Source organism: Hydrogenophaga borbori (assembly GCF_003417535.1).
In the GTDB taxonomy this organism is placed as follows: Bacteria; Pseudomonadota; Gammaproteobacteria; order Burkholderiales; family Burkholderiaceae_C; genus Hydrogenophaga; species Hydrogenophaga borbori.
The window spans coordinates 120396-146966 of sequence record NZ_QVLS01000010.1 but is presented as its reverse complement, the minus strand read 5'-3'; the positions used below and the strand labels follow the sequence as shown (position 1 = coordinate 146966).

The 26571-nt window shown below is 70.9% G+C and carries 24 protein-coding genes; 8 read left to right on the top strand and 16 right to left on the bottom strand.

The features are described from left to right. The first annotated feature begins 173 nt into the window (after positions 1-173). A complete protein-coding gene (locus DY262_RS15855; protein ID WP_116960071.1) occupies positions 174-614 on the top strand; it encodes a helix-turn-helix domain-containing protein in 441 nt (146 codons plus the stop codon). 116 nt (positions 615-730) lie between these two features. Here the strand turns inward: DY262_RS15855 and DY262_RS15850 are convergent, their stop codons facing one another. From DY262_RS15850 to DY262_RS15785, 14 genes are all read right to left on the bottom strand, one after another. Beyond that, complete coding sequence (locus DY262_RS15850; protein ID WP_116960070.1) at positions 731-1204, bottom strand: hypothetical protein; 474 nt, start codon at positions 1202-1204, stop codon at positions 731-733. Positions 1205-1265: 61 nt separating this feature from the next. After that, on the bottom strand, positions 1266-3230 hold the full coding sequence (locus DY262_RS21820) for a carboxypeptidase-like regulatory domain-containing protein (RefSeq protein WP_181936530.1): 1965 nt from the start codon (positions 3228-3230) through the stop codon (positions 1266-1268). 8 nt (positions 3231-3238) lie between these two features. Next, positions 3239-4048 (bottom strand): COG1470 family protein, encoded by an 810-nt coding sequence (locus DY262_RS15840; RefSeq protein WP_116960069.1) that lies wholly within the window; start codon positions 4046-4048, stop codon positions 3239-3241. 7 nt (positions 4049-4055) lie between these two features. Then, positions 4056-4526, bottom strand: a complete 471-nt coding sequence (locus tag DY262_RS15835; RefSeq protein ID WP_147326247.1) for a hypothetical protein — start codon at positions 4524-4526, stop codon at positions 4056-4058. Continuing rightward, on the bottom strand, positions 4523-5179 hold the full coding sequence (locus DY262_RS15830) for a hypothetical protein (RefSeq protein ID WP_116960067.1): 657 nt from the start codon (positions 5177-5179) through the stop codon (positions 4523-4525). The genes DY262_RS15835 and DY262_RS15830 overlap by 4 nt, the downstream gene beginning before the upstream one ends. A 169-nt stretch (positions 5180-5348) precedes the next feature. After that, complete coding sequence (locus tag DY262_RS15825; RefSeq protein ID WP_116960066.1) at positions 5349-5948, bottom strand: hypothetical protein; 600 nt, start codon at positions 5946-5948, stop codon at positions 5349-5351. Positions 5949-6269: 321 nt separating this feature from the next. Beyond that, positions 6270-6734: a hypothetical protein gene (locus DY262_RS15820; protein ID WP_147326246.1), complete on the bottom strand. Its 465-nt coding sequence runs from the start codon at positions 6732-6734 to the stop codon at positions 6270-6272. 46 nt (positions 6735-6780) lie between these two features. Next, on the bottom strand, positions 6781-7635 hold the full coding sequence (locus tag DY262_RS15815; RefSeq protein ID WP_245981047.1) for a COG1470 family protein: 855 nt from the start codon (positions 7633-7635) through the stop codon (positions 6781-6783). Between the two features lie 17 nt (positions 7636-7652). After that, entirely contained in the window at positions 7653-8273 is a 621-nt protein-coding gene (locus DY262_RS15810; RefSeq protein ID WP_116960064.1) for a hypothetical protein, read from the bottom strand. Then, complete coding sequence (locus DY262_RS15805; protein WP_116960063.1) at positions 8270-8665, bottom strand: hypothetical protein; 396 nt, start codon at positions 8663-8665, stop codon at positions 8270-8272. Before DY262_RS15805 ends, DY262_RS15810 begins: the two co-directional genes overlap by 4 nt. A 118-nt stretch (positions 8666-8783) precedes the next feature. Next, a complete protein-coding gene (locus tag DY262_RS15800) occupies positions 8784-9320 on the bottom strand; it encodes a hypothetical protein (protein ID WP_147326245.1) in 537 nt (178 codons plus the stop codon). Between the two features lie 223 nt (positions 9321-9543). Then, positions 9544-10149 (bottom strand): hypothetical protein, encoded by a 606-nt coding sequence (locus DY262_RS15795; RefSeq protein WP_116960061.1) that lies wholly within the window; start codon positions 10147-10149, stop codon positions 9544-9546. Between the two features lie 124 nt (positions 10150-10273). Next, positions 10274-12397: an SdrD B-like domain-containing protein gene (locus DY262_RS15790; RefSeq protein ID WP_116960060.1), complete on the bottom strand. Its 2124-nt coding sequence runs from the start codon at positions 12395-12397 to the stop codon at positions 10274-10276. 287 nt (positions 12398-12684) lie between these two features. Beyond that, positions 12685-13179 carry an Lrp/AsnC family transcriptional regulator gene (locus DY262_RS15785; RefSeq protein WP_116960142.1) on the bottom strand — a complete coding sequence of 165 codons (495 nt, stop codon included), beginning with the start codon at positions 13177-13179 and terminating at the stop codon, positions 12685-12687. A 177-nt stretch (positions 13180-13356) separates the two neighbouring features. On the opposite strand from DY262_RS15785, the gene DY262_RS15780 reads away from it, so the two are divergent. The 5 genes from DY262_RS15780 to DY262_RS15760 all read left to right on the top strand — a co-directional run bounded on the left by DY262_RS15780 (position 13357) and on the right by DY262_RS15760 (position 22872). Then, a complete protein-coding gene (locus tag DY262_RS15780; protein WP_116960059.1) occupies positions 13357-16956 on the top strand; it encodes an indolepyruvate ferredoxin oxidoreductase family protein in 3600 nt (1199 codons plus the stop codon). Between the two features lie 91 nt (positions 16957-17047). Then, a complete protein-coding gene (gene yajC / locus DY262_RS15775) occupies positions 17048-17365 on the top strand; it encodes a preprotein translocase subunit YajC (RefSeq protein ID WP_070399784.1) in 318 nt (105 codons plus the stop codon). 120 nt (positions 17366-17485) lie between these two features. After that, complete coding sequence (gene secD / locus DY262_RS15770) at positions 17486-19369, top strand: protein translocase subunit SecD (protein ID WP_116960058.1); 1884 nt, start codon at positions 17486-17488, stop codon at positions 19367-19369. Between the two features lie 21 nt (positions 19370-19390). Next, positions 19391-20341 (top strand): protein translocase subunit SecF, encoded by a 951-nt coding sequence (gene secF / locus DY262_RS15765; protein ID WP_116960057.1) that lies wholly within the window; start codon positions 19391-19393, stop codon positions 20339-20341. Positions 20342-20436: 95 nt separating this feature from the next. Beyond that, entirely contained in the window at positions 20437-22872 is a 2436-nt protein-coding gene (locus tag DY262_RS15760) for a DUF1631 family protein (RefSeq protein ID WP_116960056.1), read from the top strand. 24 nt (positions 22873-22896) lie between these two features. Here DY262_RS15760 and dprA read toward each other — a convergent pair whose 3' ends face one another. Together dprA and DY262_RS15750 are read right to left on the bottom strand one after the other, a co-directional pair. After that, on the bottom strand, positions 22897-24003 hold the full coding sequence (gene dprA, locus DY262_RS15755) for a DNA-processing protein DprA (RefSeq protein WP_116960055.1): 1107 nt from the start codon (positions 24001-24003) through the stop codon (positions 22897-22899). 5 nt (positions 24004-24008) lie between these two features. Then, entirely contained in the window at positions 24009-25241 is a 1233-nt protein-coding gene (locus tag DY262_RS15750) for a LysM peptidoglycan-binding domain-containing protein (protein WP_116960054.1), read from the bottom strand. Between the two features lie 273 nt (positions 25242-25514). On the opposite strand from DY262_RS15750, the gene def reads away from it, so the two are divergent. Both def and DY262_RS15740 read left to right on the top strand, forming a co-directional pair. After that, the gene (gene def / locus DY262_RS15745) at positions 25515-26036 is read left to right on the top strand and encodes a peptide deformylase (protein ID WP_116960053.1); all 522 of its coding nucleotides are present in this window, start codon (positions 25515-25517) and stop codon (positions 26034-26036) included. A gap of 7 nt (positions 26037-26043) precedes the next feature. Next, complete coding sequence (locus DY262_RS15740; RefSeq protein ID WP_116960052.1) at positions 26044-26538, top strand: hypothetical protein; 495 nt, start codon at positions 26044-26046, stop codon at positions 26536-26538. Positions 26539-26571 lie beyond the last annotated feature (33 nt).

Below are 26571 nucleotides of genomic sequence, written 5' to 3'. Positions count from 1 at the left end.
TCATTCTTGGAGCCCGCCCCTGGGCCGCATGTAACGAAGCTTGAGTTGAGCCGCGTGATGCATGCGACCGATACCTGCGCAGAAATCCGTTCACACGCATCGGTGTAGCGCGCGCCAGAATTGATTGAACTTATGGCGGCGTGAAGGGCTCAGTCGCCCAGGAGGTTGCAAGCATGCGGGTGGCCGAACCGATCGAGACGGATGCGAAAACCGAGCGCGAATTGCGCGCGCTGTCCAAGGGGCGGCGCGTGGAGGCCCGCGTGCAGCAGCGTGCCCGGTTGATCCTGCTGGCGGCACAGGGCTGGCGCAACAAGGACATCGCCGAGGAGGTGAAGCTCGACCGGCGCCAGGTGGCCTTGTGGCGCCGGCGCTTCATCGAAGGCGGCGTTCAGGCCTTGCTGCAGGACGCGCCCCGCTCGGGGCGCGCGCCGAGCGTGACCGCCGCGGTCGAGTGGTACGTGTTGCGCGCGACGCGGGACGAGCAGCCGGCCGCGGGCACGAACTGGAGCACGCGCAGCCTGGCGGCTTATCTGGGTCTCAGTGCCACGACGGTGCGCCGGGTGTGGCAGCGCCACGGCATCGCGCCGCACCTGTCCGCGCGCCCCCGCCGATAAGTACAGAACAGATTGGCGCAGCCGCGCGGCGAGGCCACGCGCAAATGCGTGATCCGGGCGTGAGGCTTACATCCCGACACGGCGTTTCGTGGGCGAGCGGCCACGGCGCGCGGGGATCAGATGGCCGAGATGTCGGTCTGCACCGGCCAGTGCAAGGCGCTGGCCTGGCTGTCGCGGGTGCCGAAGCGGTGCTGCAGCAGCACCGTGTATTGCCCCGGTCGGGTGCCGCAGAGGCGGTAGCCGTCGGCTGTGGGGCTGAGCTGGACACCGCTGTGCGGGTCGGCCTGCAGCTCCCAGGTGCCGAGTTGGGGCGCGGCGCGGCGCAGCGAGACACAGAAGCCGTGCTTCAGGTTGGATAGCACCACCAGACGCTGCTGGGCACTGGCCTCGCCGCTGGCGGAGGCGTCGAGCTGGCGCGGGTGGCTGTTCTCCAGCACGCGCATCACCGGCGGAATGACGATGCGGAAGTCCAGCGCGGCGCTGGCATTGCCCCGCGGTGCCCACGCGCTGTCGCCCATGCCGGTGGCCGGCGCCAGCAGCAGCGCGCAGGCGGCCGCGGCGGGCAGGAACGGGCGAAGTGGGGTGGACATGCCCCCCTTATCGGGCTTTTGGGCCCGAACTTGAATGGGGCGAGGCCCCGCTGGTCAGCGCTTATTCATTGCGCTGCACCGGGAAGCTCACCGACACGCTCTCGCGCCGGCGCACCTCCAGCAGGGCCTGGCCCTTGTCGACCACGCCCCAGGGCAGCGGCAGGCTGTCGTTGCGCACGCTGAGCGTCCGCGGCCCGCTGGCCACGAAGGGGAATTCGAAGCGGCCCTGGCTGTCGGTGCGCACGGCGTAGCGGTTGTCGAGGTAGACGGTGGCGTTGGGCACGCCGGCCTCGCTGGCCTCCTGCGTGCCGTTGCGGTTGGTGTCGAAGTACACCGTGCCCTCGATGCGCCCGCCGCCGTCGGCCGCGCGTCCGCCCAGGGGCACGCTGCGGCTGCCGGCCTCGAATTCGTAGCGCAGCAGCACGTAGAACGAGCGGTCCGAGTCCGGCACGGTGAGCGGCAGGAAGGGCGCCAGCGGGTCCAGCGAGGGCGCGAGGCGGCTGCGGCCGGTGGAGCGGTTGTACTGGGCTTCCAGGCTCCAGCGCGGGTCGATGCGCCAGTTGGCGCTCAGGTTCAGGCTGTGGCGCGACTGGCCGTTGTCGCCGCGCTCGGTGGCGAGGTTGCCGCGCAGGCCGGCCCGGTTGCCCAGCGGCGCGGACAGGCTCAGCGCGGCGTTCCAGGCGTTCTCGGCGGGCTGGGCCTGGAAGGCGTCGTAGCGTCGCAGGCCCAGGCTGGTGGAGATCGCCCAGCCCTGTTGCGCGGCCCACTCCTGGTCCCAGCTCAGCCAGCGCGAGTCGGGCTCGCCTTGGCCGTGCGTGAGTTCCAGGCGCAGGCCGGTGGTGCCCCAGCCGTTCTGGAAGCGCCAGTCGCCCCAGGTGCTCCAGGCGTCGCCGTCGAAGCGGCGCAGCGTGGCGCCGGCGCCCAGGCTGTGGTCGCGGTTGAGGCGCCAGCGCGCCGAGCCGGTGGCGAAGTAGCCGCTGCCGCTGCGCCCGCTGAGCGAGTCGAGCCAGTCGATCGAACCCTCGGCCGACCACTGCCGCGTGCGCCAGGCCGTGCGCGCGTAGGCGCCGACCAGGTCGTTGGCCATGGGCAGGTTCGCCCAGCTCAGGTCCGGCTGCAGGCGGTAGGCGCCCAGGCCGTGGGTGCGCGGGCCGTCGTCCCACTCGCCGTCGAACCAGAAGCCGCTGCGCGAGCCGCTGAGCTGGCTGGAGCGGGTGCTCATCAGCTGGCCCTGCAGGCGGTAGCCGGCGTCTTCGCGCCGCAGGGCCAGGAGGGTGGAGTCGGCGTTGACGGTGTCGCTCGCCTGGGTGGGGGTGTCCAGCACCGACACGCGCCGCCCGTCCTCGTGGCGCAGGGCGAGCGTCCAGCCTTGGGTGGCCAGCGGGTTGGCCTCGTCGGCGCCGAGGCGCCACTGGCCGCCGAAGGCCGTGCGCTGGCCGGGCAGGCGGCGAAAGCCGTTGGCCGGCAGGAAGTCGAGCCGGCCGGGTTGGCCGGTGCTGGCCTGCAGCTGCAGGCCGCGGCCCGGGTTCTCCCATTCGGCGCTGGCGCCCTGCAGCAGCGCGCCGGGCACGAAGACGCGCGCCGGCAGGCGCAGGATGCCCGGCATGGGCGGGTTGATGACGCCCAGTTCGTGGCTGGCCAGCCAGCCGCCGTCCAGCGGCATGGCGCGCTGGCGCAGCGTCAGCGTGCCGCTGCTGTCGGCCGGGGCGTAGGTGCCGTCGATGGACAGGCTGCCGTGGTTGGGCGTTTCCAGCAGCCCATACAGGCCGTAGCCGATGCGGGTGCGGCGCTGTTGGTCGAAGGGCTGCGAGCCCACGCGCGCTTCCAGCCGCAGGTAGCGCGGCCAGCCGTCGCGGTCGTAGGGGTAGTCGGCGGCGGTGTCCGCCGGTTCGGGCGGCAGGTTCTCGATCACGCGGTCCACGTAGGGCGCGGCGGCGCCGGCGGGCGGGGCCTCGCCGGTCTGGGCGCCCAGCCAGGGCGCCCAGGCGCCCAGGAGGATCAGCAGGCCGAGGCGCGCACGCGGCATCGGGGCCTTCACGGCGCGAAGCGGGCGTCCAGCGGCAGGCGGTTCTTGCCCCACTCCAGTTGGCCCTTGACCGTCAGCGGAAAGCGCAACTCGGGCGCGGGCTTGCCGTTCTCCGGCACCGGGAGGATCGCCACCGCGCGCGTCTCGCCCGGCAGGATGGGCAGGTCGGCCGGCGCCATCTCCACGCGCGTGCCGAGGGCGTCGGTGCCATTGACGAAGCCTTCCAGCCGGCCGTGGGCATTGCCGCTGTTGCGCACGTCGACCACGGCGGTGGGCTGGCCCTGCACCGTGACCACGCGCGTGCCGGTGATGGCCAGCTGCGGCGCGGCGTCGCCGATGCTGGCGTAGACGATCACGCCGATGCGCCCGCCCACGGGGAAGTTCAGGTCGCCCTGCACGCGCGTGGTGTCCAGGCCTTCGATCATCAGCGCGAAGCGGCACTCGCGCGCTGGCGTGCCTGGCGGCGGCGTGATCTCGAAGCGGTAGCGGTAGCGTGCGCCGGGCTCGATGGTGAGCTCGCGCCGCTCGATCGCCACCCAGGGGCGGCAGCTGTCGGGCGCCAGGGCGTCGCTGAAATCCACGGACTGGTCGGCGCGCAGGCTCCAGTCGTTCGTGTAGAGGCGGTAGCTGCCCTTCTGCAGGCCCGCGTGCTGGATCTCCACCACCTGGCGCGAGGCCTCGCCGGCGTTGAGCCGCAGCTCGAAGCGGGGCGGTGTGATGTAGGCGGCGAAGCCCTGCGCCCCGGCGGGGGCGGCCTGGAGGGTGAGCGCGCCGGCCCCGGCGGCGAGCAGCAGGCGTGTCAAGGAGGCGATGCGCATGGGGCGTTCAGTCCACGTCCAGTTCGAAATGGAAGTCCAGGCGGCGGCTGTTGGAGGTCCAGTCCGGGTTGGCGCGCAGGCGCACCTGCAGCTGGTCCTGCAGCGTCGGTCCGGGGATGGGGCCGGCGTAGACCAGGGCCCGCTCGCCGGACAGCAGCCGCCCGGCCAGCAGCCGGCCCTGGGTGGTCCAGACGGCCTCGACGCGGGAGGCCTGGTCCGAGGGCAGCACCATGTAGACGCGCCCGCTGCGGCCCGCCCACGGGCCCGTGTCGATGCGCACGTTCACGCGCAGCCAGGCCTCCATGCCCTGCCCGAAGGGCTGGCCGGGCTTCAGCGGCAGCCACTGCATCTGCACATTGGGCGGCACGGTGTAGCTCTGGCTGTCGTCCAGGCGGTGCGGGTTGGCCGCCGCCGGCAGGGCCAGGGCGGCGCCCAGCAGGGCGCTGGCCAGGCAGGCCATGGGTCGCGCGCGGCTCATGGCGCGCTCAGGGTGTAGGTCACCCGCCCGTTGTAGGTGCCCGCCGCGCGCACGGCGTTGTTGGCGTAGCTGAAGGTGTGGCAGTTCTCGATGTAGGTGTTGCCGGGCACCGTGGCGAGGGTCTGCGTGGCGCCGCTGAAGGTGCCGGCGGGGATCACGTTGGGCACGCCGCTGCCCGGGGCCGAGACGGTCCAGCTGATTTCGGTGAAGGGGATCGTGTCGCCCGCGGCGCTGGTGAGGTTGGCGGGCGAGGTGACGCCCAGCGTGGCGCTGGCCGAGCCGCCGTTGCGGCGGTAGCCGGCGCCCACCATCACCTGGCTGGACGGCGTCGGGCAGGTGTTGTTGCCGTCACCGTACAGGCTGGTGGACTGGGTGCTGTTGCTGGTCATGGCCAGGTCGGTGCCGTTGCCCAGCTGGGCCGCCGGCACCGTGACCTGCACCAGGTTGATCGCGCCGTTGGTGCCCGTGGCGCCGTTGAAGTTGCCATTGGCATTGCTCACCGAGCCATTGCCCACGTGCAGGAACAGGCGGCGGCTGCCGGAACTGACGCTCAGCGACCAGGCGTGGGCGGCGGCCATTTCCGCCAGGCCCAGCAGCAGCAGGCCGGCTCCGGCGGCGGTTCTCAGGGTGCGCGAGGGCGCGGCGCGCGGCATGGTGTCTCGGGGCCTAGGGCTTCCAGGGCGGCTCGTGGAGCGTCCCATCGGGGGGCGGATGGGGTGGGGAGGCCGGGCGAAGAGGGATGGTGTGCCCCCTTCGTTCGCCGGCGCTGGCCGGGGGCCAGGCGTCACAGCGTGGTGAACCGCTGCGGCCGGGCCCGCGCCTTCAGGGCATGGACGCGGTGTAGGTGACGCGGCCGTTGGTGGTGCCGTAGGTGCCGGGGGCCACCACGGCCGAGTTGGCGTAGCTGAAGGTCCAGTTGGCCGAGCGGTCCGTGACCTTGGTGCCGGAGGACAGGGAGACGTTGCTCGCCGCGCCCGCGCCGGTGTTCGGGATGACCGGGCTGGGCAGCGTGGCGGCCTGGTTGCTGGTGGCGGTGATCTCGGACCACGCGATGGTGTCGGCGCTGGCGTTGGTCAGTGCGCCGGTGGTGGAGGCCGCCAGGGTGATCTGGCCGTTGTTGCCGATCACCCGCACCGGCACCACGTTGCCGGTGATGGTGCCGGCCGCCGCGCCGGTGCCGACGGCCGCCGGGTTGGCGGTGAAGTCGAAAGTGACCGTGTCGATGGTGGTGTTGTTGGCCGGGGTCGCGGCGGCGGCGCCGGTGCCCACGCCCAGGAACAGCACGCGCGGCACGATGACGCGGAAATCCAGGCGGGCGGCGGCGTTGCCGGCGCCGGTGACCAGCTGGGATTCGGCCGAGGCCATCAGGGGGGTGGCCAGGGCCAGGGCCAGGGCCGAGCGGAGCAGCAGGGAGTTCTTCACAAGGGTTCCTTCAGGTCTGAAAGATGGAGTACTTTATGGCGTACCACTTTGGTTCAATGTTGGGCCGAATACTAGGCGCCGAAACTCCCTGTGACAATTCATCAGACAGGAAAAAGTCCCGTTTTTCAAGCACTTGAGGCACATAGGTGACTTAGCGGTCGAAATTCGACCACAGGTGGGTGACGGTTGTGCTCAAGTTTTGACGGGTATTGCCGTGTGCGTACCTTTGTCCGGCAAGCCGTCAGGCAAAGGCAGTGCGCCACCGGCCGGGGCCTCGGCCCGCCAACGGCCGATCCCGTCGCGCTGGCGCGCGTGACCGGGCTACAGCAGCACGGTGTCGGTGCGCAGCGGCCAGCGCCCGGCGAATTCGGCGCCGAACCGGTGTTCGATCTGCACCGCATAGGTGCCCTGGCGCAGCGTGCACAGGCGCCAACCGTCCCCGTGGGCCTGCAGCGACACCGCCTCGCCGCCGACCGCGCGCAGTTCCCAGGCGGCGGAGGAGGCGCCGGGCACCCGGCGGGTGAGCTCGACGCAAGCGCCCTGGCGGACATTGGTGTGCAGCACGATGCGCTGCAGGGCCGTGATGGGCCCCGACCCCGCCGCCAGCGTGGACGGGTGGCTGTTCTCGAGGATGTTCACCACCGGAGGAACCGTCACGCGGATACTGACCCGGGCCGACGCGCTGGGCCGGTTCCGGGCGACGGTGGATTCCGGCCAGGCGGCCGGCGACAGCAGGGACAGGGCCAGCAGGACGGCCTGCGCGTGAACTCGGCGAGGGTGTGCCATGTCCCGGTTCTCGACCCGCCGGCCGAGAACTTGAACCTGGCCGGGCTCACGGCAAGGTGGCCTCGATCTTGAAGGCGCCCTCGTCCCAGTCCAGGGTGCCCGACACCCGCAAGGGGAAGCGCAGCGGCGCGGTGGCGCCGTCCTTGCCGCGCGCGGCCAGGGCCAGGGTGCGTGTCTGGCCCGGCAGCACGGGCGCGCCCTCGGGCACCAGTTCCAGGGCCTTGCCGTCGGCATCGCGCACGGTCAGCGCGCCGTCGAGCCGCCCATGGGCGTCGCCGAGGTTGCGCACCACCAGCACCGGGCGCCGCTGGTTCTTCAGGCTGTCGGTGCCGATGCGCACCAGCTCCAGCTGCGGCCTGGCGCCGCCCACGGCCACGTACACGGTGATCGCGATGCGCCCGCTGATGGGCAAGCTGAGCGCCGAGCCGCCGCTGTTGAGGGCCGTCACCTGGGCCGGGTCCACGCCCTCGATGGCGATCATGAAGCGGCACTCGCCCCGGGGCGCGTCGGCCGGCACCGACACCTGGAAGCGGTACGGCTCGTTGGCGCGCGCGCCCAACTGCCGCGTTCGGCGCTCCAGCGCCACCCAAGGCCGGCAGCTGCCGGGCAGCAGCTCGGGGTGGAACTGCAGTTCGCCAGCCTCGGTCAGCGACCAGTCCATGGTGCGAAAGGCCAGCGTATTGACCTGGGTGCCGACGTTGTAGATGCGCAGGGACTGGCCCAGGCGCTCGCCCGGCTGGGCCTGCAGCTCCAGCCGGGACGGCGAGGCGGCGACCTCGAAAGGCGCCGTCGCCGGCTGGGCCAGCGCAGCGCCGCACAGCAGCGGCGCCGCCAGGCCCAGGGCGAGGCGCCCGGCCCCGAGGGGCCGCCGACGCCAGAGGGGGGGACAAGCGGTGGGCATGGAGAACTCCTGGGCGTCTAGGGCGTGGCGGCCGAGAACGTGATCCGGCCGGTGTAGACACCGGCGACCGGCGAGGCGGCGGGGGTGTAGCGGAAGGTCCAGTTCGCGGCCCGGTAGGTGAGCAGGGCGGGCGCGGCCGAGGTGCCGCTGCCCCCGGGGCTGACGTTGACGCTGCTGCCGATGCCGCTGTCGGGGATGGGCGGCGCGGGCAGGCTGGCGCTGTCGGAGCTCAGGCCGATCCGCGACATCGGGATCTGGTGCGGGCCGTTGGCCAGCGGGCCGCTGGTTTGGGCGCTGAGCTGGATCTGGCCGACGTTGCCACGCACCTCCACCGGCAGGGCGACGGCCTCGGGGGCGCCATAGGTCGGCGCGGCGCCGGGAACGTGCCAGGGGGTGAGCGTGAAGTCCACGCCGCTCAGGGTGGCGCTGGCCGAGGGCCCGCCGCCGTTGTCGGTGCCCGCGTGCGAGCCGCCGGCGCCGACGCGCAGGAAGATCATGCGGTCGATGCCGAGCTCGAAATTCAAGCGGGCGCCGGTGGTGATGCGGCCGCCGGCGCCTTGCGACTGCGTTTGTTCGGCCTGCACCGCCGGCGGTGCCAGCAGGCTGGCCGAGACGGCGAGGCAGGGCCAGAGCCTCATGGCAGGGTCACCAGCTCGAAGCCGGGTTCGATGCCGAAGGCGCCCCCGTTCCACGGGCCCAAGGCGTCGAGCTCGAGTTCCAGTTCGAGGTCGATCGCCAGCGGCGTCAGCGGGGCCGTGATGGTGCCGCTCCAGATCGGCTGGCGTTGGCCGGGCCCGAGCTGGCCGTCCAGGGCGCCGTCCAGGCCGCGCCAGCGAAAAACCAGGCCATTGCTGCGCTGCAGGCCGTTCACCAGGGGCGGCAGCACGATGTCGATGCGCGCGCGTCGCAGCAGGAAGCCGCCGGTGCCCAGCCGGTACTCGACCCGGCCGAAGCGGGCCAAGGCCCGCCGCGCGAAGGGATTGAGCGCGAGCGCCTGGCCGTTTTCGTCGGTGACCTGCCGGGCGGCCACGCGCTGTCGCGGCGAGGCGGCGCTGTCCAGCCGGTGGGGGACTTGCGCCCGCGCCAGACCGGGGGCGCCGCAGACGATCGCGGTCGCGATGCAGAGGGCGTGGCAACAGCGTTTCACGCTACTCGATCACGGCGGTGAAGGTGACCGTGCCGCGGTAGCGGCCGGCCGGGTACAGGGTGGTGTTGCCGTAGCTGAACACCAGGGTGTTGGCGACCTCGACCGACCGGTTGGTGAAGCAGCAGATCATGCCGACCAGCTGCTGCGCGGTGCCGCCATCGAAGCCGCCGCTTTGAATGTCCCAGCCGGCATAGCCTGGCGCGGACTCCCGTTCGTGCGAAACCCAGCGGACGGTGGTGAACGGGATCACGGTGCTGCCGCAGCCGCTGCCGGCCACGCAGGCCATGCCGGCGGCCGAGTCGACGAGCAGCCTGAGGGTCTGGTTGCCGGAGGCCCATTGGCCGCGCAGGCGCACGCGCACGCCGCCGCTGGGCGTGGTGGCCGGGGCCAGCGCGTCGGGCACACCCGGCACGGCCTGGGGCGTGGGGCTGGTGTGGGCCCCGGTGACCCGAAAGCCGACGGTGTTGACGGTGCCGGCGCTGGCGCCCACCTGCAGTTGAATGAAGCGCGGGCTGGCCAGGTCAAAGAAGGTGAGCACGGCCGACGCCGGACCACAGGCCAGCGCGAGGCCGAGCAGGGTCAGCGCGCCGCGGACGCGCGACAGGCGGGCGCCGGGGCGGGGCTTCGGGGCGCGGAGCCCCCGGGGGGCGGATGGCAGGCACTGCATGGCCGGATCACGGGAAGAGGGCCAGCCGGGCCCGCGGGCGCCGGCTGGCCGATGGTCGGATCCGGGCGGCGCGGGATGCGCCGCCCGGGCCCGATCAGAGCGCCGAGGCGGTGTAGGTCACCGTCTGCGAGAAGGCACCGGCGCTGGCGGCCGCGGCGGCGGCGGCGTCCACGCTGTAGGTCCAGGTGCCGGTCTGCAGCGTATTGGCCGGGATCGGCTGGGTCGTGAAGCCGCCGGTGTTGGCGCCGGGGTGCTGCAGCGAATCGGCCGCGTTGGCGCTGACCAGGATGCTGGCGGCGGTGAGGCCGGTGGTGCCGGTGTCGGGCGTGCTCACCGCGCCGGTGAGGGTGGCGCCGCTGGCGTTGGTCCAGGCGAAGGCGTTCAGGCCGGCGACGGTCGAGGCGGTGAAGGTGGGCGCGGAACCGTCCCAGGCGAAGCCTTGGCTGTCGCCGTTGCCGAAGGTGCTCGAGCTGGGCGTGAGCGCGATGTCGACGTTGTCGACGGTGGCGCCGGCGGAGCCGACGCGCAGCATGATCAGCTTCGGGATCGAGACGTTCACGTTCACGCGGGCGGTGGCGCTGACCGCGCCGGTGCCGGCCGAGTTGTAGCCATAGGTGCTTTCGGCGTGCAGCGCCTGGGTGCTGAGCAGGGCGGCGGCTGCGGCGGCGGTGGCGGTGAGCAGTCGGGCGGGAGATTTCATGGATGTCCTATGAAAAGCAGGAAGGGAAACAAGAAACCAGCGGGGCTGGCGACGAACCGGACAAGCCTCCGGTGGGCATGGGCGCTTAGGTGAACTTCATCGCGGCGGCCTCATTCGGGGGTGCTCACTGGGGGCTGACCACCCCCAGCGGGGCGATGGCCTCGCCGCGCAGCGGCACATCGACGACGGTGCGGCTCTGCGGGCCTTCGCCCCAGGGCAGCGGTATGGATTCGGGGCGCAGGCTCAGGCGCTGGCTGCCGGTGCGCACCTGCGCGAATTCGAAGCGGCCGCGCGGATCGGTGACGGCGCGCTCGCGGTTGTTGAGCAGCACTTCCACGCCCGGCACGCCGGCCTCGTTGGCCTGCTGCACGCCGTCCCGGTTGGCGTCGAGAAAGACCACGCCGCCGATGCGGCCCGCGCCCGCGCCGTGCGCCGCGCCGGCGGTGTCGGAGAACCCCCGGCCGCGCTGGCCTTCGTAGCGCAGGTAGACGAGGGCGGTGCGCTCATGGCTGCGGCTGACCGCGACCGTGCCCGGCAGCAGGGCCTGGGGATCGATCTGGAGGGTGGCCTGGTTGAGCAGCAGCGAAGCGCCCAGGCGCCAGCCGGGCGTGAGCTGCTTTTCGGCCTGCACGGCCCCGGCCAGTCCTCGTGAGGTGCTGAGGTTGCCGCTGCGCGAGGTGTAGCGCAGGTTCAGCGACAGGTCCCAGGCGCCCTGGGTGCGGGTCCGCAGGTCCAGCCCGGCCGTGGGGTAGGTGTTCGCCTGGTCCAGGCTCTGGTCGCGCGCCCAGCCCAGGGTGGTGCGCAGGCTGGTGTTGTCGGTTTCCCGGTCGTTGGGCAGCCAGTCCTGTTCCCACTCGATTTCCTCGCCGGTGGCGGCCGGCCCGTTGGACACCAGCGCCTGGTTGCGCCGGACCGTCAGCCGCCAGCGGCTGTCGCCATGGCCCGCCCAGCGCGTCTGGTAGTAGGCGCTGGCGCAGAGGCTGTCGCTGCCGGTGGTGTCGCTGGCCGACCGCGTCTGCTGCAGCTGCAGGTAGCCGCCCCAGTTGCTGCGGCGGTCGAGCCGGTGGTTCCAGTTGAGCGACAGGCCTGTGCCGCTGCGCTCGCCCAGGCCCCAGGCCGCGCCGCTGTCGTACCGCTCGTGGCTGAAGCCCATGCCCCAGTACAGGCGCGTGCCACTGACGTCCATGCGCCAGTGGGCGCCGCTCGCGCCGTCGGCCACCAGCTGATCGCCGAAGCGCAGCTGCGGTTGCGTGGAAAACAGGCCGCCTTCATGGCGGTACGACCCGATCTGCCAGGTGCCTTCGACGAAGGTGCCCGAGGAGCGCGCCACGGACCCGTCCGCGCGCGTGTCGTGGCTGCCGAGCAGTGTCAGGCGCAGGCGGTGGTCGCCGCTGTCGAGCACCTGGTGGCCCTGGCCGATGGCGAGTGCGTAGCCGGCGCTGTCGATCAGGCCGCGGCGGCCGTCGGGGAACAAGGTCAAGGTGTCCGTGGTCCGGTTGACCTGGGCGGCGGCATAGCGCTGGTCCTCGAAGCGCCGTGTCAGCCCCAGCCAGGAGAGTGCGCCGCCCAGCGGCTCGACGCTGGCATAGGGACCGCCTTCGAACTGGCCCCGCCGGCCCCAGCCGGCACGCACATCGGTGATGTCGGTGAACACCCGCAGCGAAGCGCCACGCAGCACGCTGTTGCCCAGGCTCAGCCGCTGGCCGCGGGTCAGGCCGTCGGTGACCTCGCTGTGGAGATCGCCCAGGCCGATGTCGGCGAAGCTGGACGGCGAAAGCGGCAGGCCCAGGTTGCGCAGGGTCAGCCGGGCGCCGCTGGTCGATTGGGCCGCGGCGTTGAACGCGCCCCAGGCGCCCAGGGCCGTGTCCCCGCTGTGGCGTCGCGCATCGGCGGACACCTGCCACTGGCCGTGGCTCAGCGTTTCCTGCTGGTATTGCAGGCGCAGGCCCGACTCGCTCAGGTGCTGCGGTGCGGCGCCGGATGGCTGCCGCTGCGTCCAGTTCAGCTGGGTTTCCACCAGCCAGTACCGCAGGCCTGGGGGTTCCGTGTCGGTGGGGTTCGCCTCGCCACCCAGCAAGGGCCCGTCGTCGGCGCTCAGAAACTGGTCGTCGTAGGCGGGCGGTTGGCGGCGCGCGAGCTCGCGCAGGCGCTCCTGTTCGGCCTGGAGGCGGTCAAGCGATTGGATCTGCGCGCCACCGCCCGGTGCGGCCTCGGGCGCGGGGGCCTGGCCCCAGGCGGCGGTGCTCACCAGTGCCCCCACGGCGAGCGAGCGCCATCGCCCCGGCCGTGGGGCCAGGCGACCAGGGCGCGGTGCGGCGGCACGGGCAAGGCGGGGCATGAAGTGTGGCGGCACATGGGGCGCGGACTGTGTGGGGGGCCCTGGGCGCCCGGGCGACAGCCGGAGGCGGCCAGGTGGCGCACAAAGAAGACGGCGGCGACGATGCTTCAAAAGTAGTCATTTAGACCCCATTTTTTGATTGGGCGGCGTGTTTTCTGGGCTGAGAGTCGCGGGGATCGTGCCTGGGCATTAGGTCTTTAGGCCGAGTTCTTCGGCAGGGTCGCGAAGTGGCTCAGGGGCAGCGCGCCGCCCGCCTTGACCTCTCCCAGGGAGAAGCTGGTGTGCAGGTCCTTGACGTTGGGCAGGTTGAGCAGGACCTCGCGCGCGAAGGCGCTGAAGTGGTGCAGGTCGCGACTCACCACCTGCAGCTCGAAGGTGCCGGAGCCGCTGATGTAGTGGCAGGCCACCACCTCGGGAATGGCGCGGATGGCCTGTTCGAGCTGGCGCGTGGTGTCGCCGTTGTTGCGGTCGGCGTCCAGCCGCACGAAGGCCAGTACCCCCAGGCCCAGCTTGTCGCGGTCGAGCACGGCGCGGTAGCCCTGGATGAAGCCCCGCTCTTCCAGTGAGCGCACGCGCCGCCAGCAAGGCGCCGGCGACAGGCCCACGCGCTGCGCGAGCTCGGCATTGGTGAGGCGGCCGTCGGCTTGCAGTTCTTGCAGAATCGCGAGGTCGAACTTATCCAGTGTTTCCATGATGGGCAGAAAGAAGAAATATTCTTTCTGGATGATGCGAATTCCGGGCATGAAAAGCAAACACCTATCGGAAGCTGGGGCATACACTGCGCGGCAGACTGGGGGCCGGCCCCTACCCGGGGCCGGCCCCCGCACGCCTGCGTCCACGAGACGCCCCGCCCACGAAGGAGACAGAACATGAACGCGCCGCTGCCCGAGCACATCCGCCAGGCCCTGGAAACCGTCACCCTGGACGACAAATACACGCTGGACCACGGTCGCGCCTTCATGAGCGGGGTGCAGGCCCTGGTGAAGCTGCCCATGCTGCAGCGCCAGCGCGACGCCCTGATCGGCAAGAACACGGCGGGGTTCATCAGCGGCTACCGTGGCTCGCCGCTGGGGGGCTACGACCAGTCCCTGCAGAAAGCGGCGCCGCACCTCAAGAAGCAGAACATCGTCTTCCAGCCCGGCGTGAACGAGGAGCTGGCGGCCACGGCGCTGTGGGGCACGCAGCAGCTGGGCTTCGCGCCCCCGGGCACGAACCGCTTCGATGGCGTTTTCGGCATCTGGTACGGCAAGGGCCCGGGCGTGGACCGCTGCTCCGACGTGTTCAAGCACGCCAACATGGCCGGCACCAGCCCCTGGGGCGGCGTGATCGCGGTGGCCGGCGACGACCACGTGGCCAAGAGCTCCACCGCGGCGCACCAGAGCGACCACATCTTCAAGGCCTGCGGCCTGCCGGTGTTCTTTCCGGCCAGCGTGCAGGACATCCTGGACCTGGGCCTGCACGCCTTCGCCATGAGCCGCTTCTCTGGCGTGTGGACGGGCATGAAGACCATTCAGGAGATCGTCGAATCGAGCTCCACCGCGCTGATCGATCCCGAGCGTGTGCAGATCGTGGTCCCCGAGTTCGAGATGCCGCCCGGCGGCCTGCACATCCGCTGGCCCGACCACGCGCTGGAGCAGGAGGCCCGCCTGTTCGACCACAAGTGGTACGCGGCCCTGGCCTACGTGCGCGCCAACAAGCTCAACCACAACGTGGTGGCCGGCCCCAACGACCGCTTCGGCGTCATCGCCAGCGGCAAGGCCTACAACGACACGCGCCAGGCGCTGGTGGACCTCGGCCTGGACGACGCCACCTGCCGCCGCATCGGTTTGCGCGTGCACAAGGTGGCGGTGGTGTGGCCGCTGGAGGCACAGACCACGCGCGAGTTCGCCACTGGCCTGCGCGAGATCCTGGTGGTGGAGGAAAAGCGCCAGGTCATCGAGTACCAGCTGAAGGAAGAGCTCTACAACTGGCGGCCCGACGTGCGCCCCAACGTGCTCGGCAAGTTCGACGAGTCCGAGGGCGACTTCAGCGGCGGCGAGTGGTCGCGGCCCAACCCCAGCGCCAACACCCTGTTGCGCGCCAAGGCCGACCTCAACCCCGCGCTGATCGCGCGCGCCATCGCCCGGCGCCTGAAGAAGCTGGGCAATGTGCCCGAGGACGTGATGGCGCGCATCGACGCGCAGCTGGCCATCCTCGACGCCCAGGAGCGTTCGCTGCAGACCCTGTTGACCCAGGGCGTGCCCGGCGCCGAGCGCCAGCCCTGGTTCTGCTCCGGCTGCCCGCACAACACCAGCACCAAGGTGCCCGAGGGCTCGCGCGCCATGGCCGGCATCGGCTGCCACTTCATGAGCATCTGGATGGACCGCGCCACCGTGGGCTTCACCCAGATGGGCGGCGAGGGCGTGCCCTGGGTGGGCCAGCAGCCCTTCAGCACCGACAAGCACATGTTCGCCAACCTCGGCGACGGCACCTACTTCCACTCGGGCATCCTGGCGATCCGCCAGAGCATTGCCTCGGGCGTGAACATTACCTACAAGATCCTCTACAACGACGCCGTGGCCATGACCGGTGGCCAGCAGGTGGGCGAGCGCCCCGAGGGCCACAGCGTGGTGCAGATCGCGCAGAGCATGCGCGCCGAGGGGGTGAAGAAGATCACCATCGTCACCGACGAACCCGAAAAATACGATGGCGTGACGGGCATTCCCGACGGCATCGCCATTCAGCACCGCGACACGCTGGACGCCGTGCAGCGCGAGTTCCGCGAGATCGAGGGCACCACGGTCATCATCTACGACCAGACCTGCGCCACCGAGAAGCGCCGCCGCCGCAAGCGCGGCACGATGGCCGAGCCGAACCAGCGCGTGGTCATCAATGAGCTGGTGTGCGAGGGCTGCGGCGACTGCGGCGAGAAGTCCAACTGCCTGTCGGTGGAGCCGCTGGAGACGCCCTTCGGCCGCAAGCGCCAGATCAATCAGAGCACCTGCAACAAGGACTTCTCCTGCGTGAACGGCTTCTGCCCGAGCTTCGTCACGGTCGAGGGCGGCCAGCTGCGCAAGAAGAAGGGCACGGCCAATGCCGGGTGGGAGGGCGGCGCGCTGCCGCACCCGACGCTGCCCGCGCTGGGGCACGACGCCTGGGGCATCATCGTTGCCGGCGTGGGCGGCACGGGCGTCATCACCATCGGCCAGCTGCTGGGCGTGGCCGCGCACCTGGAAGGCAAGGGCATCGTCACGCAGGACGCAGCGGGCCTGGCACAAAAAGGCGGCGCCACCTGGAGCCACGTGCTGATCGGCGACTCGCAGGAGCGCATCCGCACCACGCGCGTCTCGGCCGCCTCGGCCGACCTGGTCATCGGCTGCGACCCCATCGTGGCCGCCAACAAGGAGACCTGGCAGCGCCTGCGCGAAGGTCGCACGCACGTGGCCCTCAACAGCAGCGCCACGCCCACGGCGGCTTTCGTGAAGAACCCCGACTGGATGAGCCCCGCGCAGGCCTGCGTGGACACCCTGGTCAACCACCTGGGCGGCGAAGCGGTTGGTGTGGTCGATGCCGAAACCATCGCCACCCGCCTGCTCGGCGACAGCCTGTACACCAACCCGCTGATGCTGGGCTACGCCTGGCAGAAGGGCTGGATCCCGCTGGGCCAGGCCGCGCTGATGCGCGCGATCGAACTCAACGCCGTGGCGGTGGAGCAGAACAAGGCCGCCTTCGAGTGGGGCCGCCGCGCCGCGCACGACCTGCCGGCCGTGCGGGCCGCCTGCGGTCTGGCCGGTTCGGCCGCCCAGGTCATCCAGTTTCAGCCGCGTGAGACGCTGGAGCAGCTCATCGCCCGCCGGGCCGACTTCCTCACCGGCTACCAGAACGCGTCCTATGCCCGCGAGTACCGCGACTTCGTCGAGCGCGTGCGCCAGGCCGAGTCGCAGGCCCTGGGCAAGACCGCGCTGAGCGAGGCGGTGGCGCGCTCGCTGTTCAAGCTCATGGCCTACAAGGACGAGTACGAAGTGGCGCGCCTGCACACCGACGCCGCCTTCCACGACAAGATCGCGGCCCAGTTCGAAGGCGACTTCTCGCTCAAGGTTCACCTGGCGCCGCCGCTGTTCGCCAAGAAGAACGAGCGCGGCGAGCTGGTCAAGCGGCCCTACGGTCCCTTCATGTTCACGGCCTTCCGCTGGCTGGCGAAGTTCAAGGGCCTGCGCGGCGGCGCGTTCGATCCCTTCGGCCGCACCGCCGAGCGCCGCATGGAGCGCGCCCTGATCGCCCAGTACCGCGCCGACGTCGAGGCCCTGCTGTCCGGGCTCACGCCCGACAGCCAGGCGCTGGCGCTGGAGATCGCGCGCCTGCCCGAGCAGATCAAGGGCTTTGGCCACGTGAAGGAGCGCCACGCCCAGGCCGCCGCCGCGCGGCGCGAGGCGCTGCTGGCGCGCTGGCGTGAGGGCGCCGCCGCGGCGCCGGCGCGCCAGGCCGCCTGAGGCGGCGGCGGCTTCAGCGGTTGGGAAACCCGCCTCTGTCAAGGGGGCGGCATACAATCGCCGGTTGTTCTGAACCCGCTGGAGACCGCCTGTGTTGATTTCCCCCGCCTACGCCCAAGCCGCCTCTGGCGGCACCGAGTCCACCCTGCTGGGCCTGCTGCCCCTGGTGTTGATGTTCGTGGTGCTGTACTTCGTCATGATCCGCCCGCAGCTCAAGCGCCAGAAGGAGCACAAGGCCATGATCGAGGCCGTGGCCAAGGGCGACGAGATCGTCACCGCCGGTGGCTTCCTCGGCAAGGTGTCCAAGATCGGCGACACCTACATCGGTGTGGAACTTGCCGCCGGCCTGGAAGTCCAGATGCAGCGCACCGCCGTCGTGCAGGTGCTGCCCAAGGGCACGATCAAGTAAACCCCGCACGGGCCGGCTGACACCGGCCCGTGTCCCCGTCAAGGGGGCCACGCGAGCGGACCGGCGCAGGCCGGTCCGCCGCGTTTCTGACCAAGACCTCGCGAGCGCCGAAGGCCCTGTATGAACCGATACCCGCTGTGGAAGTACGCGATCATCGTGATCGCCCTGTTGGTCGGCGCGATCTACGCGCTGCCCAACCTGTTCGGCGAGGCGCCGGCGGTGCAGGTGTCGGCGGCCAAGGCCACGGTGCGCGTGGACACGGGCACCGTCGCGCGGGTCGAGCAGGCGCTGTCGGCGGCCTCGATCACCCCCAGCGCGCTCTCGCTCGAAGGCGGCTCGGTGCGCGCGCGCTTCGATGACACCGATACCCAGCTGAAGGCGCGCGATGCCATCGACCGCGCGCTCAACACCGACGCCGCCGATCCCAGCCATGTGGTGGCGCTGAACCTGGTGCCGCGCACGCCGGCCTGGCTGTCGGCCCTGCACGCCCGCCCCATGTACCTGGGCCTGGACCTGCGCGGCGGCGTCCACTTCATGCTGCAGGTGGACATGAAGGCCGCGCTGGAGCGCCGCGCCGACGTGCTGGCCACCGACCTGCGCAACGCCCTGCGCGAAAAGAACATCCGCCACGGCGGCATCCAGCGCAGCGGCCAGACCATCGAGCTGCGCGTGCGCGACGAGGCCACGCGCAACGCGGTGGTCGACCTGGTGCGGGCGCAGTTCACCGAGCTGGTGCTGAACGAGACGGCCGAGGGCAGCGACACGCGCATCACCGCGACCATCCGCCCCGAGGCCGCGCGCGCCGTGCAGGACCAGGCGCTCAAGCAGAACATGACCACCCTGCACAACCGGATCAACGAGCTCGGCGTGGCCGAGCCGGTGATCCAGCAGCAGGGCGCCGACCGCATCGTGGTGCAGCTGCCGGGCGTGCAGGACACCGCCAAGGCCAAGGACATCCTGGGTCGCACCGCCACGCTGGAGGTGCGCCTGGTCGACGAGAGCGCCGATGGACTGGCCGCCGAGCGCGGCACGGGGCCGGTGCCTTTCGGCTCCGAGCGCTACCTGGAGCGCAACGGCCGTCCCGTCATCGTCAAGCGCGAGGTGCTGCTCACCGGCGAGAACCTCACCGACGCGCAGGCCGGCTTCGACGGCCAGTCGCACGAGCCCGCGGTGCACCTCACGCTCGACAGCAAGGGCTCGCGCATCTTCCGCGACGTCACGCGCGACAACGTGGGCAAGCGCATGGCCATCATCCTGTTCGAGAAGGGCAAGGGCGAGGTCGTGACGGCACCCGTGATCCGCACCGAGATCGGTGGCGGGCGCGTGCAGATTTCCGGCGCCATGACCACCATGGAGGCCAGCGACACCGCGCTGCTGCTGCGCGCGGGCTCGCTGGCCGCGCCGATGGAGATCATCGAGGAGCGCACCATCGGCCCCAGCCTGGGCGCCGAGAACATCTCCAAGGGCTTCCACAGCGTGACCTGGGGCTTCTTGGTGGTGGCGGCCTTCATGTGCGTCTACTACATGATGTTCGGCGTGTTCTCCGCCATCGCGCTGGGCGTCAACGTGCTGCTGCTGGTGGCCGTGCTGTCCATGCTGCAGGCCACGCTCACCCTGCCCGGCATGGCGGCCATGGCGCTCGCGCTGGGCATGGCCATCGATGCCAACGTGCTCATCAACGAGCGGGTGCGCGAGGAGCTGCGCCGTGGGGCCACGCCGCAGGCGGCCATCAACGCGGGCTATGACCGCGCCTGGGCGACCATCTTCGACTCCAACGTGACCTCTCTGATCGCGGGCCTGGCGCTGCTGCTGTTCGGCTCGGGCCCGGTGCGCGGCTTCGCCGTGGTGCATTGCCTGGGCATTCTCACCAGCATGTTTTCCGCCGTGTTCTTCTCGCGCGGCCTGGTGAACTTCTGGTACGGCCGCCAGAAGAAGCTCAAGACCATCTCCGTCGGCACGGTGTGGCGCCCCGAGGGCGACGCCACCCCCGCCAAGGCCGACTGACCCCCGCACCCGGAGCCCACGATGGAGTTCTTCCGCATCCGCCGCGACATCCCGTTCATGCGGCACGCGATCGTGCTGAACGCGATCTCGTTCATCACTTTCCTGCTGGCCGTGTTCTTCCTCGTGACGCGCGGCCTGCACCTGTCGGTGGAATTCACCGGCGGCACCGTGGTCGAGGTGGCCTACGAGCAGCCGGCCGACCTCACCGCCGTGCGGCGCGTGGTCGAGGACCTGGGCTACCTCGAGGTGCCCGTGCAGAACTTCGGCAGTTCGCGCGACGTGCTGCTGCGCCTGCCCGCCGTGCAGGGACAAAGCTCCGGTCAGCAGGCCGAGGCCCTGTTCGCCGCGCTCAAGGCCCAGAACCCGGCCGTCACGCTCAGCCGCACCGAGTTTGTCGGGCCCCAGGTGGGCGAGGAGCTGCTGCACAACGGCCTGATCGCCCTGGCCCTGGTCATCGGGGGCATCATCATCTACCTGGCCGTCCGCTTCGAGTGGAAATACGCGGTCTCGGCCATCATCGCCAACCTGCACGACGTGGTCATCATCCTGGGCTTCTTCGCCTTCTTCCAGTGGGAGTTCTCGCTGGCCGTGCTCGCGGCCACGCTGGCGGTACTGGGCTATTCGGTCAACGAATCGGTGGTCATCTTCGACCGCATCCGCGAGACCTTCCGGCGCCAGCGCAAGATGACGCCCCAACAGGTGGTGGACCACGCCATCACGTCCACCATCAGCCGCACCATCATCACGCACGGCTCGACCCAGATCATGGTGCTGTCCATGCTGCTCTTCGGCGGCCCCACGCTGTTCTACTTCGCCCTGGCGCTGACCATCGGCATCCTGTTCGGCATCTATTCCTCGGTGTTCGTCGCGGCGGCCATGGCCTTGTGGCTGGGCATCAAGCGTGAAGACCTGGTGAAGCCATCCAAGAGCGAAGGCGATCCGGACGACCCGAACGCCGGCGCCGTGGTGTAGTCCGTGGCGTAGTTGCCATACCAAGGCCGCCCAACGGCGGCGTCCGGGGGTTTCGCGGGCATGGAACGCAGGGTCTTCGTGTCATACTGAAAAGCATGGTGTCGCCTTCCCAACCGACGGGGTTTGCCCTTGCCCAGCAGGCGCGTGAGCGCCATGTGCTGCACGTGGGGCGGTCGCTGCCGGACCTGGCCAAGGCCATCGAACAGCGCCTGACCGTGCTGCTCGACCAGCCGGGCACCTCGAGCGACGTGCAGATCCGCCGCGACACCTGGGCCGCCTTCAAGAAGCGCCAGACCATCTGGGTCGAGGACTGCCGCAACGCGCTGCGCAAGCACCTGGCCGCCCGCGCCGGCCTCACCGAACCCGCCAGCCTCTCGGGCCAGCTCGAACTGGTGACCGAAGGCGCCATCGACGACCAGATCCTGGCCTCGCGCATGGCCATGCGCGTGCTCGACAAGACCTCGTCCGAGCTCAACGACCTGCGCCTGCGGGTGCAGCACCTGGAGCGGCGCACCGAGCTGTCCAAGAGCGACATCCTGCTGCCCGACGTGCTGGCGCGGCTGCTGGTCGAGCAATGGAAATCCGCCGGGCTCGAGCGCGAGGGCCTGGGCCTGGTCCAGGACCACATCGCGCCCATGCTGGGCGCCATCCTGCTCGATGGCTACAAGGCCGCCAATGGGCACCTCGTGGCCAACGGCGTGATGGAGAAAATCGACCTGCAGGCGCTGGTGCGCCGCAGCCCGTCCGGCACGACGGCGCCCGCGCCGCCCACCACCCGACCGGGTGCGCCCGGCGGGCCCACCACGGGCGGGGGGTTGCACACCCCGTTCCGGCGGGTGCAGGAGCCGGGCCGCCCTGGCGGCCCCGGCGCGGGGCCCGCCAGCCAGGCCGGCGGTGCCAGCGGCCTGTCCGGCCATGGCCAGGTCCACACGGGGGGCCGGGCCGCCCCGCACAGTGGCTACCCTGGCTCCTCCGGCATGGGCGTGAACGACGAAACGCGCATGCTCACCGGCACCTCGCCCCTGGCGCGCGCGCGCATGCGGGCCCAGGGCGTGGTGGGCCGTCTGCGGCGCATGCTGATCGACCGCGTGGGCCCCGAATTCGAGGCGACCGAGATCCTGCCGCCCTCGCCCGCCCTGCAGCAGGTCATGGCGCGCCAGGTGTCCTTTCCCAGCACCGGTTCCGGGTTGGGCGGGGTGGCGCCCACCGGCGGCGGTGCGGTGTACGTGGATGCGGGCACGGTCGAGCGCACGGCGGTGGCGCTGCGCGAACGCACCCAGGAGCTCAAGCAGGCCGCGTCCACGCCCACCGAGAAGGCCACCATCGAGGTGGTGGCGCTCATGTTCCAGGCCATCCTGGCCGAAGAGCGCATCCCGCCGAGCGTGCGCGTGTGGTTCGCCCGCCTGCAGATCCCCGTGCTGCGCGTGGCCCTGGCCGAACCCGAGTTCTTCAGCGCCCTGCAGCATCCCGCGCGCCGGCTGATCGATCGCATGGGCTCCTGCGTGATGGGGTTCGAATCCAACGTCGGCTCGGTCGCGCTGGAGGCCGAGATCAAGCGCGTGGTGCAAGTGATCGAACAGTACCCGGAGACCGGGCGCCGCGTGTTCCAGCTCGTCTACGACGAGTTCCAGAAGTTCCTTTCCACCTATCTGAGCGAGCAGAGCAGCGCCAGCCGCTTCGTCAGCGTCGCCCAGCAGGTCGAGCAGAAGGAAACGCTGTCGGTGCAATACACCATCGAACTGCGCAAGCTGCTCGATGACGTGCCGGTGCGCGCCGAGGTGCGCGACTTCCTCTTCAAGGTCTGGGTCGACGTGCTGGCCGTGGCCAGCGTCAAGCACGGCGTCAAGCACCCGGACACGCAGGCGCTCAAGCAGGCCGCGTCCGACCTGCTGTGGGCCGCCAGCGCCAAGCCCAGCCGCGACGACCGCGCGCGCGTCATCCAGCAGCTGCCGGGCATCCTGCAGCGGCTGCGCCAGGGCATGGCCCTGCTCGGTTTCCCGCAAGGCTTGCAAGACCAGCACATCAAGTCGGTGAGCGACACCCTGGCCGACGCCTTCATGTCGCGCACCGAGTCGATCGCGCAAAGCCAGCTCGACGCCCTGTCCAAGCGCCTGGCCAACCTCGAGGACTACCTGCCCGAGGGCGGCGTGGGCGATTTCGATCTCAACGCCGACAGCATCGAGCTCATCACCGGCGTGGACGCGAGCAACATCGAGGTCATCAACCAGGGCGGCAGCCAGCCCAACGAGGCCATGCGCGCCTGGGCGGTGGAGTTGCAGATCGGCGCCTGGTTCGGCCTGGACCACAACGGCAAGCTGGTCAGCGTACAGCTCGCCTGGCGCAGCCAGCATGGCCAGCTCTACCTGTTCGTGAGCAACGCGGGGCGCTGCTTCCTCATGCCCGCTTCGCGCGTGGCCGCCTACCTGCAGGCGGGCCTGCTGGTGCCGAGCGAGGACGAAACGCTCACCGTGCGCGCCACGCGCGAGGCGCTGGCCAAGCTCGACGCCAACCCCGAGCGCCTGCTGGCCTGAGGCCCGGGCCCATGGGGCGCGGGTTCAGCCTTGCGCGACGCGCTGCAGCAGGCCGCCTGGCAGGCGCGCCACCAGACCCTGCAACTCCAGTTCGAGCAGCCGCGCCTGCAGCGCGCTGGTCGGCAGGCCGGTGCGCGCGAGCAGGTCGTCCAGGCCCACGGGGTCGTGGCCCAGGGCGCTGAGCAGCTCGTCGTCCGCCCCGCCGCTGGGCAGGGGCGAGGCCTCCTCGGCCGCGCGGGGGGGCGGATCCGCCAGCCGCAGCTCTTCCAGCACGTCCTGCGCCGACTCCACCAGCTTGGCGCCCTGGCGGATCAGCGCGTGGCAGCCGCGCGACTGTGGCGCATGGATGGAGCCGGGGATGGCGAACACCTCCCGCCCCTGTTCGCTCGCCAGCCGCGCGGTGATCAGCGAGCCCGACTGCAGCGCGGCCTCGACCACCAGCGTGCCCATCGACAGCCCTGCGATCACGCGGTTGCGCTGCGGGAAATGGTGTGCCAGCGGCGGCGTTCCCAGCGGGTACTCGCTGATCAGCGCGCCTTGGGCGACGATGCGGTGGGCCAGGTCGCGGTGGCGGCTGGGGTACACGCGGTCGAGACCGGTGCCCACCACCGCCAGCGTGAAGCCGCCCGCGCGCAGCGCGCCCTCGTGCGCGGCGCCGTCGATGCCCAGGGCCAGCCCCGACACGATGGTCAGGCCGGCGGCCGCCAGCGACTGCGCGAAGGCCTGCGCGTTCTGCGCGCCCTGCGGCGTGGGGTTGCGGCTGCCAACGATGGCCAGCCGTTGCGCGTGCGACAGCGCATCCAGGCGCCCGTGCACGAACAGCACCAGCGGTGGGTCGGCCGTGTCCAGCAGCGAGGCGGGGTAGCGCGGGTCGGCCAGCGTGAGCGCGTGGCGCTCGCCGCCCTGCGCCAGCCAGCGCTCGTGGGCCAGCACGGTCTCATCGAAGCCCTGGGGGGGCTGCGCCATGGCCTGGGCCAGGGCGGGATCCACGACGCGACCCCAGGTGTCGGGCGCCTGGGCCCAGATGGCGTCGGGCAGGCCGAAGGCCGCCAGCAACTGGCGGGCGGTGGTGCGGCCCAGGCCGGGTGTCAGGAGCAGCCGCAGCCAGGCGGCCAGCTCATCACGCGGCATGGGGCTCAGGGGTTGAGGAAGCGGTCGCCCACCTGCACGCCGTCGTCGATCTCGAGCACGATGGCATAGGACACGCGGTCGAAGGTGCGGAACACCATCATGAGACCGTTGCGCTCGCCGGGCAGGCGGATGTCGGGGCGCGAGGAATCGGTGGTGTCCTTGACGAGGTTGCTCTCGCGCAGGAGAGCCAGCACGTGGCCGGGTTCCAGGCCGTTCTGCTTGCCGCGGTTGATGGTGACCACCATGTTCTGGGCCGCGTAGTTCACGGCATTGCCGTACACGGAGACCACGTGACCGGATTGCGGGCCCTGTGGCGCGCGCGGCACGAAATTGAGGAACTCGCGCGGCGGCTCGGGCAGCAGGCGGTCGCCCACGCGCATTTCCTCCTTCGCGGCGACGATGTCGATGCCGGCCGGCACGATTTCCTCGACCTTGTTGCCCTTGGCGTCCACGCCTTCGCGGCGGCGTTCGTTGGAGACCACATTGGCCTTGCCCACGTACTGCGCCTCGTAGCCCAGGATTTCGTTGGTGATGGGGTCGCGCAGCGGCGTGGCGTTGCGGAAGACGCGGTAGCCGATGGAGCGGCCATCGACCACGGCCAGGGGGTCGGCGTTGGGCTGCTCGCCGGAGATGGCGCGCGCGTAGGCGCGGTCGCCACGGCTGAGCAGCACGCGGTTCTCCTGCGTGGCCACGATGCGCGGCGCGCGCTTGATCGCGTTCTCGTCGACGATCAGGGGCTCGGTCAGGAAGGATTCGATGGTCTGCAGCGAGATCGGCGGGATCGCCGTGTCGGCCAGCGACTCATAGCGGGTGCGCGGCGAGACCTTGATGGTGCCGGGCTCGCCGCTGCCGCCCGGGCGCGTGCTGAGCGTGGCGCGGCCATCGGTCTTGATGAGGTACAGCGTCTGCCCCGGGTAGATGCGGTGCGGGTTCTTGATGTCGTCGAGGTTCATGCCCCACAGCTCGGGCCAGCGCCACTGGCTGCGCAGGAAGACGCCGGAGATGGCCCAGAGCGTGTCGCCGCTTTTCACGGTGTAGCTGTCGGGGGCGTTGGGCGCCAGTTCGGACAGTGGCACGCCGGCCTGAGCGACCTGGTTGGCGGTGGCGCGCTGGCCGGGGGTGATGGGGTAGCGCTGCTCGGCCGGCATGGGGCCGCTTTGCGCGAGGGCCGCCTGTGCGGCGCAGGCCAGGCCGACGGCGCTGGCGATGGTGGAGATCAGGCGGGTGTTCGATCGCATGTTCGGAGGCCCCTGGGCGGCTGCCGTCGGCCGGTGCGATGACGCCGCGGGAGCCGGCGTCTCAACCACCGCCTGGGGCGCGCGAGTCTTGACAAAACGCGTTTGATTCTGCGCGCAAGCCTTTGATTGCGCAATGTTTATGGCGGCGTGCAATTTCGCGTCGTCGCAAAAGTGGCGAAAATAGCGACATCGGTTTCCGCTCGTCAGCGTGCCACCGCCTGCTGTCGTTCCCTACCCCAACGGAGACCTCTTGAGACCCCGATCCGATCAGCCATGAGCGCCCCCGACACCCTGCCCATCCTGCGTTACCCCGACCCGCGCCTGCACACCGTCGCCCAGCCCGTCGCGGCGGTGGACGGGCGCATCCGCGCGCTCATTCCCCGCATGCTCGCCACCATGTACGAGGCCAACGGCATCGGCCTGGCCGCGACGCAGGTCGACATCCACGAGCGGCTCATCGTTATCGATGTGAGCGAATCGCGCGACCAGCCGCTGGTGCTCATCAACCCGGTGATCGAATGGGCCAGCCCCGAGACGCGCAAGGGCGAAGAGGGCTGCCTGTCGGTGCCCGGCATCTACGACGGCGTGGAGCGCTCCACGGCCGTGCGCGTGCGCGCGCTCGACGGCGAAGGCGCGCAGCGTACGATCGAGGCCGAAGGCCTGCTCGCGGTCTGCATCCAGCACGAAATGGACCATCTCGTGGGCAAGGTTTTTGTCGAGTACCTGTCGCCGCTCAAGCGCAACAGGATCAAATCCAAGCTCGTGAAAGCCCAGCGCGAAGCCCTGCGCGAGTGAGCCCGCCATGAAGCCTGTTGCCGTATTGCGTTGCATCGCCCTGCTGGCCCTGGTGTGGCTGGCGGGTTGCGCGGGCATGCCCGAGCGTTTGCCGTCCGGCGCGTCGCGCGAGCAGGTGATCGAGCGCCTGGGCCCGCCGAGCGCCGAGTACGCCCTGGCGGACGGCTCGCGCCTGCTGTACTCGCGCCAGCCGCTGGGCCGCCAGGTCTACAACGTCGACTTCGGTCCCGACGGCCGCCTGCGCCGCGTGGTGCAGGTGCTGGACACGAACTGGATGCTGCAGCACATCGCGATCGACCGCTGGACGCGCGACGACGTGCTGCGCCACCTCGGCCGGCCGGCGCTGGTCGAACGCGTCGCGCGCTTCGACGGCGACATCTGGACCTACCGCTACCTCGAGAACAACAACGAACGCCTTGCGCACGTGCACATCGACCGCGCGGGCGTGGTGCGCAAGCTCCTCTTCCTGGACGAGTTCATCCCGCCGTCCGACCGTTCCTGATCCCGCGCCGGCTCCCGCCGGCCGGTCCCTGTC

What these genes read in the sequence shown, in the direction of transcription:
- DY262_RS15785 (WP_116960142.1), bottom strand. Translation starts at nt 13,179, where the DNA reads ATGGAAACACTGGATAAGTTCGACCTCGCGATTCTGCAAGAACTGCAA.
- DY262_RS21820 (WP_181936530.1), bottom strand. Translation starts at nt 3,230, where the DNA reads ATGCCGCGTGCGCGCCTCGGCCTGCTGATCCTCCTGGGCGCCTGGGCG.
- DY262_RS15740 (WP_116960052.1), top strand. Translation starts at nt 26,044, where the DNA reads ATGAAGCCTGTTGCCGTATTGCGTTGCATCGCCCTGCTGGCCCTGGTG.
- DY262_RS15820 (WP_147326246.1), bottom strand. Translation starts at nt 6,734, where the DNA reads ATGGCACACCCTCGCCGAGTTCACGCGCAGGCCGTCCTGCTGGCCCTG.
- DY262_RS15795 (WP_116960061.1), bottom strand. Translation starts at nt 10,149, where the DNA reads ATGAAATCTCCCGCCCGACTGCTCACCGCCACCGCCGCCGCAGCCGCC.
- DY262_RS15810 (WP_116960064.1), bottom strand. Translation starts at nt 8,273, where the DNA reads ATGAGGCTCTGGCCCTGCCTCGCCGTCTCGGCCAGCCTGCTGGCACCG.
- DY262_RS15780 (WP_116960059.1), top strand. Translation starts at nt 13,357, where the DNA reads ATGAACGCGCCGCTGCCCGAGCACATCCGCCAGGCCCTGGAAACCGTC.
- secF (WP_116960057.1), top strand. Translation starts at nt 19,391, where the DNA reads ATGGAGTTCTTCCGCATCCGCCGCGACATCCCGTTCATGCGGCACGCG.
- DY262_RS15840 (WP_116960069.1), bottom strand. Translation starts at nt 4,048, where the DNA reads ATGCGCATCGCCTCCTTGACACGCCTGCTGCTCGCCGCCGGGGCCGGC.
- DY262_RS15850 (WP_116960070.1), bottom strand. Translation starts at nt 1,204, where the DNA reads ATGTCCACCCCACTTCGCCCGTTCCTGCCCGCCGCGGCCGCCTGCGCG.
- secD (WP_116960058.1), top strand. Translation starts at nt 17,486, where the DNA reads ATGAACCGATACCCGCTGTGGAAGTACGCGATCATCGTGATCGCCCTG.
- DY262_RS15830 (WP_116960067.1), bottom strand. Translation starts at nt 5,179, where the DNA reads ATGCCGCGCGCCGCGCCCTCGCGCACCCTGAGAACCGCCGCCGGAGCC.
- DY262_RS15815 (WP_245981047.1), bottom strand. Translation starts at nt 7,635, where the DNA reads ATGCCCACCGCTTGTCCCCCCCTCTGGCGTCGGCGGCCCCTCGGGGCC.
- DY262_RS15835 (WP_147326247.1), bottom strand. Translation starts at nt 4,526, where the DNA reads ATGAGCCGCGCGCGACCCATGGCCTGCCTGGCCAGCGCCCTGCTGGGC.
- dprA (WP_116960055.1), bottom strand. Translation starts at nt 24,003, where the DNA reads ATGCCGCGTGATGAGCTGGCCGCCTGGCTGCGGCTGCTCCTGACACCC.
- DY262_RS15760 (WP_116960056.1), top strand. Translation starts at nt 20,437, where the DNA reads ATGGTGTCGCCTTCCCAACCGACGGGGTTTGCCCTTGCCCAGCAGGCG.
- def (WP_116960053.1), top strand. Translation starts at nt 25,515, where the DNA reads ATGAGCGCCCCCGACACCCTGCCCATCCTGCGTTACCCCGACCCGCGC.
- DY262_RS15855 (WP_116960071.1), top strand. Translation starts at nt 174, where the DNA reads ATGCGGGTGGCCGAACCGATCGAGACGGATGCGAAAACCGAGCGCGAA.
- DY262_RS15750 (WP_116960054.1), bottom strand. Translation starts at nt 25,241, where the DNA reads ATGCGATCGAACACCCGCCTGATCTCCACCATCGCCAGCGCCGTCGGC.